Origin of the sequence: Streptococcus sp. 3167 (assembly GCF_013277175.1) — a bacterium.
Lineage (GTDB): Bacteria > Bacillota > Bacilli > Lactobacillales > Streptococcaceae > Streptococcus > Streptococcus pseudopneumoniae.
Genome location: NZ_VMML01000046.1, coordinates 1 through 10220 on the forward strand (window position 1 = coordinate 1; position 10220 = coordinate 10220).

Below are 10220 nucleotides of genomic sequence, written 5' to 3' on the forward strand. Positions count from 1 at the left end.
AGATTTATAACAATCCTTTAATGTTGATGAAGATAGAAAATTATTTGAAAGAATTAGATACTGTTTAGTTAATCTTGACATTATAGTTTTTCTGAAACGTTAAATATAAAGAACTTAATCAATTATTTCATATTCATTAAGTTCTCCATCATGACCGTTTCTCCACTTTAACTCTTTTCTATTTAGTACCTTCACAAATATTTCCAATCTTTTTATAATATTCTCATATTCCTCAAGAAAGGTAGTTAACTCTTTTTGTAATCTCAAAAATTCCGAATTGATTTGTTCTAGAGATGTTGATTCTGGCAAATTTAATTTTGAAAAGTCATATCTTGCAAGCTTTCGACTGCTCACATCCTCACTCTTTAAATTGATAAGCACTTCCGCCATCTTATTTAAGTTGGCGATTTTTTCATTAATTTGATTTAGTTTTATATCTATCTCTGCTATTTCTTTTACTAACTCGTCTTTAATGTCTTGGTATTTCTTATCTGCTTCAGTTAATTCAATGAAGAGGTTAATCTCAGTAATCTTTTCCTGTAGACTCTTAACTGTAGGTCTTCTGTATGGTATTACTCGACTATCGTTGGTTAGCTATCTTATCAATGTTCGTCCTTTGACATACTGATTTTTATCCGAATGTTCTTTGTTATATACAAAGTATGAGGTTGTCTCTCGGATATAGACTTTATATTTTTTCTGATTGTCTTCTTCAATAATATCTAGCTGATAATTAGGAATGAAAATAAGACCGCTCTGTTTGACACCGAAAGCCACCTTGATATAGACGCGCTCATCAACTACCTTCTCTATTTGATGCTCTGCAAGTTCCACTTCAAATTCGTGAACGGCATCTCGTTTTTCCTTAAATGTCTCAAAGGCTTCCTCAATCTCTTCAGTGGATACTTTATCCTTATCTCGTTCTTCTTGGAAAGCATGGTACTGTTCCTGTAAATTCTCTAATCCTTCTGAAGCAACGACTTCCTTATTTTTAAAATAATCTTGAAAAAATTTGACATCATATAATTTCTTATCACTTATTTTTTTATGACCCAAACTTATCTTTTGATTATCTTCTTCCAGGATAAAAGTTACATTTTTTGTTTTAAATCAATGGTTAGATTCAATTCTTTTGCTTTTGTTATTAACTCTTCTAAAGAATTGACACGGTTCAACAAAAATTCTAAACGACTTTCAATCTCTTGTTTGGCAAAATGTATTCTAAAAAATTCTTCATCATATAAATCTCGTTTGATGAGTTGGCGTCCTCGAATTGGTTTTATCATCATTCTATCTGTCATAAAAAAACGGCTATGCTTTTGACTAAAATCAATCTGAACATACAACTGCTTTGCTTTCTCTAAAAGATCATCAAACGATTTAGATTGCTGAAGCAAAAAATAAAGACGTTGTTTCAATTCAAATTTATGACTAGATTCCTTATATTTTTTATAATCTCGATAGGAATAACGTTTCTCAATAATTTTTGCACCAGCCATTTTAGAAATACGGTCTGAAATCATACGGAGGTTTCGTTCCAAGGCATAGTTCCATATCAACTTTTTATCTGAATTGCGGTCAATAGCGTTGATTAGGATGTGATTATGAACATGATCTTTGTCTGTGTGAGTTGCTACGATAAACTTAAAACGACCTCCTGTCAATTCCATCATGGTCTCATAACCAATGCGGTTAATTTCTTCAGGTGTCAGATTATCTTCAGGAGAAAATGATTGGATGAGATGATGGGCATGAATAGTTTGTTAGTGTTTTTCTTGTCGGTCATTTCTGGACTCGTACAACTTGTCGTTATTAGTAAAGTTAACATTGTACATTTCTACCATTTCTGCATGGCTAGGAAAGTCTAAGAAATTACTCATGCCAAAATCAGATACCAATTTCAAATCATCTGTTTTATCTGGATTGAGGATATACTTAATCAAACACCTACGATATTTTTTACCATGTGTCGCAAAGTGTTTAGTGACTACCATAAAACTCCTTCAATTTTTTCACTTCCACTTGAAATTCTCTATCCACTTCCTTAATTAACTCTCCCACTCCCTTACTCAAGTCCTGTAATTGTTCCTGAGAAATCAGATGGCTATGATTGATAGCGCGCGCAATCTGATTGATGTTATTTCCAATCCGTCTCAATTCAAAAACTAACTGGTCATAAGCATCAGTGTTAATCGTGACAAATGACATATTGGGATTAAGCAAAACTTTTCTGGCATAGACTGAGAAATTTTGATAATTGCTCTTAGCAATCCGTTCATTCAATTGGTGTAATTCTGGATCAGTTAGAAATACTTTTTTGAGATTGGTACGATAGCGATAAACCATTACATCCTCCTAACCCATATATTTTTCACGGAACTCACGACTGAGTGGCTGCACTTGATTCACTTCTGCAATCAATTCTTGAACGCAAGTCAATAAGATTGAGACGTTCTCTTGAGTCACTTGATGATTTTCTCTTGCGACAACCAGAACTTCATACACATCTCGACTAATCTGTTCAAACTTTTGAGACTGCCAAAGGGAGAACCAACTTTCAAAAATTCTATCCTGATAATTCTTTTTCAATAAATTTTGACGAAGAAATTCTGAGAAACTATCCACTTTTTGTTCCCTCATCATTTCTTTTATCTGTTTTTCTTCTTGTCTCGTGATTCTAAATTGCTTTCGGATTGACTTAATTTCTTGTCCCATTCTGATATCCCTTCAACATTCTACTTGTCTGACAGTGTAAGTCTACCTCACATTGTCAGTACGCTTCCTAAAGACCTCACTTGCTTCTTGTTCGGTCTTTGCGAGCTCAGATATTGTGTCCACAATATCCCAAAAATCATATCGCCAACCGACCAAAACCTTCCAGTTCTGACAGCCAACGATAAGATAACTTGGTGGCTCCGCCCCCACACCCCCCAGAGAAAATCTAACATAGATTTTTACAAGTTGAGAAAAGTATATCGGAAGAAACTTGGAGAAGTTATCACATGAAAAAGAAGAAATAAAAAAAGAGCCTTGTGGCTCAAAGTTCATTTTTTGTATTGATTATATATAGCAGAATCTTTCAAAATATAGTATTTAGTATCCCCATCTTTCATAACAATTATTTTTGATGATGTATTGATCTCACCTATATTTACATCATCCATATTTCTCACTGTAATGCTAACATTATCGTAACGATAACGTTTATTACCCACAATTATTTCCTGATTTTGAAAAGAAAGTTTATCATTTTCATTTACTTGTTTAATAGTTCGATCACTATTCAATATTAAAGCATAGTAATCTCCTCTGTAACTGGTTTTCATATTATTATCTATTTGAATACTAACGACAATAAATAAACCTAGCAAAATAATAGGGAGAATCCAGATAGAATGGTCAACTTTATTCAAAATTCTATACCCAGCATATTTAGTTTCCTGCATAATAGTGTTAAAAGATTCAGAGTTTTCTAGAATAAAATAATTAGAATCAATCCTCAAACTATCTTTTGAAACAACAATATTTTTTCTAAGGCCCTTTTTCGACTCAATTCCATCTTCCGTAATATGGTAAACATCACTCTTATTTTTTCCATAGTTTTTAATAATTGATTTACCATGTACATAATAGTAACGATTCCTATCTATGCTCCATTTTTTTGAAAAAATTTATAGCTTGCTTGGAAATATCTACCATTTACAATTGAACTATCTACCTCCTTAACACCCAATAAAAATCTTGATATGAATCTGAATATAGTTTCTTTATACTCAGTGTAAATCATAATTGAAAATAAAATAAATATAAATTTTACAAAAGTACTAAATAAAGAGAAAATTGAAAAATAACTTATATCCCTACATCCTCAAAAAAAGCAACCTCCTTAATTCTTCCATTTTCAATTAATATGCATTGATCTTGGCTATCAATTCTGCTCATATCATGTGTAGCTAATAAAATCAATTTTTCCTTGGATAACTCTCTAATAATTTTATGTAACTGCTCAGAATTCTCATTGTCTAAAGCTGAATCAAATTCATCTAAGAGAAGAATGTCAGGATTTGCTAGTATTGCACGTGCGAAGGAAATACGTTGTTTTTCGCCACCAGAGAGCGTTTGATCTAATGAGTCAGGATTCTTTAGATTATCCTTTCTGAGTAAATATTGTATTTTTAATTGTTTAACAACTTCTAAAAATTCAATCTCCTCTATCACTTTTCCTAAAACAATATTGTTATAAATAGAATCTTTAAAAATTACAGGAGTTTGTGGTAAATAGAGTATATTTGAATTAGAAGTACTTACACTAACAGTGCCTGTAATTTCAGGAATTAAACCGTCCATAGCTTTTAAAAGGGACGTTTTGCCTGAGCCACTTTCTCCAACTATGAATATCAAACCTGTTTTAGGGAAATTATACGATATTGATTTTAAAATTTTGATATTTCCAATTTTAAAACTAACATTATTTAGAGCGATTGAATAATCTTTAGAATTTACATAATTAACTTGAGAGTATCTCATATTATTTGAATCAAAAATTCTATCATACGAAACTCTAAATTCTCTACTCATATACATAACCTCTGTTAAGCTATTAAAGTTTTTTGTCAATATAGCAGAGTATGAGTTAAAAGCTATAAATTGCCCTATTGTTATTTTTTGGTTATGAATTAATACAATGCCAATAATCAAAATTGCTAAATATACTAAATAATTCGATATTTCTAATACTGTATTTTTTACAACGAAATAATAAGAAATGCGGAATTTTAATTTATTGACGTTAGTTACAAATTTGTTAATTTTTTGTTCTAAATATTCAGTAGCATTTAGGCTTTTTACAACAGGTATACCTGTTTTTAAATATGTGAACTCTTCATTCAATTCATCTATAGAATTTTTGTGAATAGTATTCATACTCTCAATTCTCTGTCCTAACAAATTATTGATACAATATAAAAACGGAAGAGATACAATTATAATTACAGTGAGACTGTAATGTATTCTAAGACAAAAATAAATTACTAAAATTGCCGATACCGAATTAAATATTATGATATCAATAACCTGTACTGCAATCTTGGATACTTCAGCAATGTCACCCAAGACTATCTCATTTATTTTTGAATATAAATTGGACTTCTCTCCTAAGAAACGTTGTATAAAACTACGAGAGCAACCTAATTCTATTTCAAAATTAGTTTTGGTCATTATTATAGCTTGATAATAATCCAGAAAACTCGATAATAGAATTGTTATTGTGTAGAATACAAGCTTTATTGCAACGGTATTGATATCACTCCTCAGAATATCATCGATCGATTTTCCCATAAAAAACGGTCTGGTCACTTCTAGTATATCTAATGCGAGCGTTAAGAATTCAATCAAAAGTATTTTTTTTATTGTAGTAAACTTTAAAATATTTATTATTTTTTTAATCAGTATCATCTAGCCTCAATAGTTCGATCTGTCCATATCTCTTAAATTCTTGTTTTATTTTTGAATCAGAATTTAATCGATTGATTAAAGATGCAAATTCAATTTGACTGTTTTCATCAAATGCACCAATTGACAACTTTATAAACGCTTCTCCCTTCACTCTATCAGTAATTATGAGTTCATATCGAGTATGGTTAAACCCAAAACTGGAACCCATTATAACATCCACCTCTTCTTCTTCAACTATTATTTTTAATAAAGAACAGTATAACAGATAGTCATCAATAGTGTAACTTTCATTTTTCATAATGATAAAAGGTGACTCACCTTTATTCTTTTCAGGATAAATAAATTTAAAATTTGATTTTTCTTTACTTAAAATATCATAAAATTTACGTGCGTTTTTGTATATTCTAGTACGATAAACATCAACTAGGTCATGATTTAACATCAGTTCATTTGATAAAAGTGCTATTTCATAAAGATTAAGATTTGAACCACTGATATTTCTTACCTTCTTTAAATAAACTGCTAAGTCATCAACTATTTCACATATACTATAATGTGAATAGATTGTAACCGCTCCAACATTTGAAAGTTCTAAACCCAATTGATAAAATTTTATAAGCGATTCAACTTCAATTAAAATCACATTAGTTGGAAAAATTTTTCCAAACGCATTTTCTACTTCATTCTTATCTTTATATAAAGTAGTATCTACAATAATAAATGTTATCTGATTGTCAGAAAAGCTTATTTCTCTGCTCTGAATAAGTTCAATTAAACTACAATAGCATAAATTATTGTAATCGATACTTTCGATAAATATAACATCAAATTCAACATCAGTATTACTATCCAAAGTTGATATAGAATTCATTAAGATGCTATTTATCATTCCAGTTTCAAAATAGGATGATTGAGTTAGAATATTTAATTTTTCTTTCCGTAAAATTCTTTTCAAAGAAATAATCACATTATAAATTGCTGAAATACCAGAATTAAAAAATATTGTTTTATGATAAAAGTCACTATCGATACTCAAATCAAATCTTCTCTCTAATACACGGTGAGAGATATTTCTCTCATAGGAAAAACTAATCGTTTCCCCATCAAGAGTATATGTTTTTCCAGTTATAGGAGATTTCAATTCTGATAAGAAACAACTAGCATTCTCTATAATTCTTTTTCTTACAATCTCCAATTGTGACTGAAAGTAACCACTCACAACTTGCTCACTACCTTTCAAAATTTCTAATATTTTGTCTGTTTCACTAATCATTTTGATTTCTCCTTATCTGTTGAACAACACATTCAAAAATCAATGAACAAATTGTTAATATCTCTTCCTTTTTATCGGGAATAAATTCAACGACATCCATTCCAACAATTTCAAACTCTTGTATTAATCTAATAAGAAGTTCCCTAATTTGATCCAGTGAGAATCCAAATGGTACTGGTGTTCCAACACCTCCTATCAATAATGGATCTATAACATCAACATCGAAAGTAATATAATACTTTAAGTTCTTATCCAGCTGAAATGTTTCAAAAATTGATTTTCTTGGATAAATTTTTACTTTGTCATTACTTATCAGATAAGGAGTTAGGGAACGAATACCAATACAATATATTTTCTTAACTGCATCGTTATTAGCAAACCCACCCAGATAATTTCCATGATGCATCTCATGAGACCAATTATTTAAATTAAATTCAAAATAATCATCGTGTGCATCAATATGGATAACCCCGATTTCACCTTTTAAGCTTGCTCCATTTATTGTAGAAAAGCTAATAGAATGATCTCCACCTAATACAATTGGGAAATTTGATGTACATACTAAGGAAAATATTATATTTGTTAAAAAAGAAAACTCCGGACCATTTCTATCGAATATTATTCCCTTAATATCTCCAATATCATATATAAAATCACTAATATCTGATATATCCTCATTGTAGGAAAGTAGAGAATATTCTCTATCATATATTATTCTACTGATTTCTCGTAATCCTTTACTAGCAAATTTACAACCAGCTCTATTGGTAACTGACTGATCATATGGAAAGCCCAGAAAAACTATTTTCTCTTTATACCCCATCGTTAAAAAACTTGCTAACTCTATAAATTTCACATTAAACATTGTATTTTGAAATTTATCTATTTTATATTTATATGATATTAAAACAGATTCATCGCAAAGTTTCTTGAATACCTTCTTACCTTCTTCCTTCTCGCAACCTATTTTCAGACAAAAATCCTCATAAGTAAATTCAATTTTATGTAAATCTCTGATAAATTCTATAAACTCCACTGTACACTCTGTAATTTTATTATTAGGAATATTAAAAATATAGCCAGTCTTATCACTATTAAAAAAAGCAAAACTAGGATTAACAATCCATTTCATAAAACTCTCCCACTAATAATATAAATATAATAAATAATATTAGAATAAAAACTCCTATTTATACTTTCTAATGTAAAATAGGAGTTTTTGCATAAAACATATACACATATACACAATTGTTTAACTAGTAATATGTATTGGTATATCAAATATATCTTGGTCTACTTCCTCCCAAGAGTTTTAAATCTAAACCAAAGGGATTTTTAATATTATGATTCCCTTTGTTATCTGCTTCAGATTTGATATCAAAAGTGTTTTTTGATTTCTTTGTTAAAGCAGACAATTCTTTGTTTAAAGCCTCAAGTTTCATTGTTTTCACCTCCTTTTATTTCTATAAATATATTCTATAGGAAGTCTAATACCATTAAACCTCCTAGAATTTGTAAAACTATAACCTCCAGAAGCATAGACAACTAGCAAATCTCCAACTGAAATTGAGGGAAAACTATGTAATTTTATCTTACCATCAAAAACTCCAAAATAATCACCTTCAAAAAGAGTACACCCAGCAATTTTTACTTTTTCTTCTATACCATCACTACTGGACTCCGAACCTATGCTCACGTTCTCAACCTTATAAATATTCCACGGCAAAAAATTCCAAGCTGATGAATCTACTGTTACAATTGTACTGTTTCCTAAAATTTGCTTTGATATAACTTTAGTAACTAAATAACCAAATGGAAGAGTAATAGCACCACCAGGTTCAATAATAATATTTATTCTCCGTTGATTTTCCTCATAGAAAGTTGATAGCAGTTCATCTATTCGATTAAGAGCTGCTATTGTTCGCTCACTATCTTCTAAGAGATGTAACAGACCTCCACCTAAATTAATTGTATCAATAGTATCAAAGAATTTACAAATTTCTAACAAATATTGAACTTTATAAATGAACAATTCTGGGGTCATTTGACCAGTATGAGTATGTAATCTCTTTATGACTAAACCATTATCTGATATATAATCAATAATTTCTTGATTCAATTCTATTCCAAATCTACTTTCCTCTCCGTAAGTTCCTAAATTTCTGTCACCCCACTTTGGGAAACTAACTCTAATACGAAGACCTATTTCCTGTGAAATACCGATTGAAACAAACTGTTTAATCTGGTCTAAAGAGTTAAAATCGATTAGAATGTTTTTGTTCGAAAAGTATATCATATCTTCTTTAGAATAGTATGGAGCAGTAGTAGTTACGAACTGAAAAGAATAGTCTTTTATCAAATCATATTCATAACGACTTGCCACATCACATCCCATTCCTAAAGAACTGAACTTGTTAAGAAAAAAATCACTATAAGAAGCTTTTACAGCATAACTTAATTTTAGAAAATCATATTTGGAAAAAATGTTTTTGACTTTATGTAACGTATAATCCAATTGTTCTTCATCATATACTAACAGTGGTGTCTTAAGATTATTCTCATTAACTAGATTAGTAAAATCAATACTAGAATTTTTATAAAACATTTTTATTTCTCTATTCTTTTACTTAAAAAGTATTCTTTGTGTCCATCTGGAGAGTCATTAAGAATTCCAAAAACTTCAAAACCTTGACTTAAGTAGAAATCTAAACCTTGAAAGTCAAAGGTGCTTAAATGAACAATACTACATCCGTAATTTTTGGCACTTTCTAAAACATTATTTAACAATGCAGTTGCTATCCCTTGACGTCTATAAGTGTTTTTAACCCAAAGTGTATCAATATATAATATTTTCCAAATAACCGAATAAGCTACGATGCCACCTACTATCTCTTGATTATTCTCAACAATAAAAGCAATCTGTTTATAGTCCTCATCCTGACATGAAGGTAAGCATTTCTTATTGTGTTCCAATAGCATTTCTTCTATGTAGTCAATATTTTCATTATTTGCATCAGTAATCTTCATTTTTGCCCCTACAATTTTTAATGAATAATAAAAGCGAATATACTAGAGACTAATTCTATTCCATTATTCTTTAATCTGCCTTTCCAACATCAAGTCCATTCGATTTTTTTTGTGATTGTACTCGAACTTCCAATTGTCTATTCTTCTGAACAAACTGTTGATAGGGAATTGTATTACCAAATGCAAGAACACTTAGTAATACAAATATAACTATTTTTTTAATTCCACGATTTCTCCTCATCTTATATTATGAAACCCCTTTCTTTTTCTTAATTCTAACACACATATGAAAATCAGTCAAGTTTTTTATGTTTTTTTGACTTTTTTTTTTTTTTATTACCGTAAAGAATTATTTATTTCTTTAACTTGCTATTTTGAACTAAAAATTTTATAATGAAATTAAGCAAATAGGAAGGTTTATTATTTTTAATGAATACACTCGCAGAGAAATTCAGATTGAAAAGAA

The 10220-nt window shown here is 29.7% G+C and carries 10 protein-coding genes and 2 pseudogenes; 1 reads left to right on the top strand and 11 read right to left on the bottom strand.

Annotated elements, in window-relative coordinates; all coding sequences use genetic code 11:
• Positions 1 to 68 (top strand): annotated as a pseudogene (locus HT678_RS07205) (transcriptional regulator); the annotation flags it as partial.
• Positions 69 to 114: 46 nt separating this feature from the next.
• Here the strand turns inward: HT678_RS07205 and HT678_RS07210 are convergent.
• The 11 genes and pseudogenes from HT678_RS07210 to HT678_RS11765 form a co-directional block, all read right to left on the bottom strand.
• Positions 115 to 1994: pseudogene (locus HT678_RS07210) on the bottom strand (SAG1250 family conjugative relaxase).
• The gene (locus HT678_RS07215) at positions 1981 to 2346 is read right to left on the bottom strand and encodes a plasmid mobilization relaxosome protein MobC (protein WP_050208494.1); all 366 of its coding nucleotides are present in this window, start codon (positions 2344 to 2346) and stop codon (positions 1981 to 1983) included. The pseudogene HT678_RS07210 and the gene HT678_RS07215 overlap by 14 nt, the downstream one beginning before the upstream one ends.
• A gap of 9 nt (positions 2347 to 2355) precedes the next feature.
• Positions 2356 to 2715, bottom strand: a complete 360-nt coding sequence (locus HT678_RS07220; RefSeq protein WP_050208497.1) for an SAG1252 family conjugative relaxosome accessory protein — start codon at positions 2713 to 2715, stop codon at positions 2356 to 2358.
• 329 nt (positions 2716 to 3044) lie between these two features.
• Complete coding sequence (locus tag HT678_RS07225) at positions 3045 to 3446, bottom strand: hypothetical protein (RefSeq protein ID WP_138703004.1); 402 nt, start codon at positions 3444 to 3446, stop codon at positions 3045 to 3047.
• 406 nt (positions 3447 to 3852) lie between these two features.
• On the bottom strand, positions 3853 to 5454 hold the full coding sequence (locus HT678_RS07230) for an ABC transporter ATP-binding protein (RefSeq protein ID WP_050208504.1): 1602 nt from the start codon (positions 5452 to 5454) through the stop codon (positions 3853 to 3855).
• Complete coding sequence (locus HT678_RS07235) at positions 5441 to 6727, bottom strand: hypothetical protein (protein WP_050208506.1); 1287 nt, start codon at positions 6725 to 6727, stop codon at positions 5441 to 5443. The genes HT678_RS07230 and HT678_RS07235 overlap by 14 nt, the downstream gene beginning before the upstream one ends.
• Positions 6720 to 7859: an arginase family protein gene (locus tag HT678_RS07240; protein ID WP_050208508.1), complete on the bottom strand. Its 1140-nt coding sequence runs from the start codon at positions 7857 to 7859 to the stop codon at positions 6720 to 6722. Before HT678_RS07240 ends, HT678_RS07235 begins: the two co-directional genes overlap by 8 nt.
• Positions 7860 to 8004: 145 nt before the next feature.
• On the bottom strand, positions 8005 to 8169 hold the full coding sequence (locus tag HT678_RS07245; RefSeq protein ID WP_153299952.1) for a hypothetical protein: 165 nt from the start codon (positions 8167 to 8169) through the stop codon (positions 8005 to 8007).
• Between the two features lie 5 nt (positions 8170 to 8174).
• On the bottom strand, positions 8175 to 9332 hold the full coding sequence (locus tag HT678_RS07250) for a hypothetical protein (protein WP_050208510.1): 1158 nt from the start codon (positions 9330 to 9332) through the stop codon (positions 8175 to 8177).
• 2 nt (positions 9333 to 9334) lie between these two features.
• On the bottom strand, positions 9335 to 9754 hold the full coding sequence (locus HT678_RS07255; RefSeq protein WP_049493769.1) for a GNAT family N-acetyltransferase: 420 nt from the start codon (positions 9752 to 9754) through the stop codon (positions 9335 to 9337).
• Positions 9755 to 9824: 70 nt separating this feature from the next.
• Positions 9825 to 9995, bottom strand: coding sequence for a PhrA family quorum-sensing system peptide (locus HT678_RS11765; protein WP_033684368.1), 171 nt, complete (start codon positions 9993 to 9995; stop codon positions 9825 to 9827).
• Positions 9996 to 10220 lie beyond the last annotated feature (225 nt).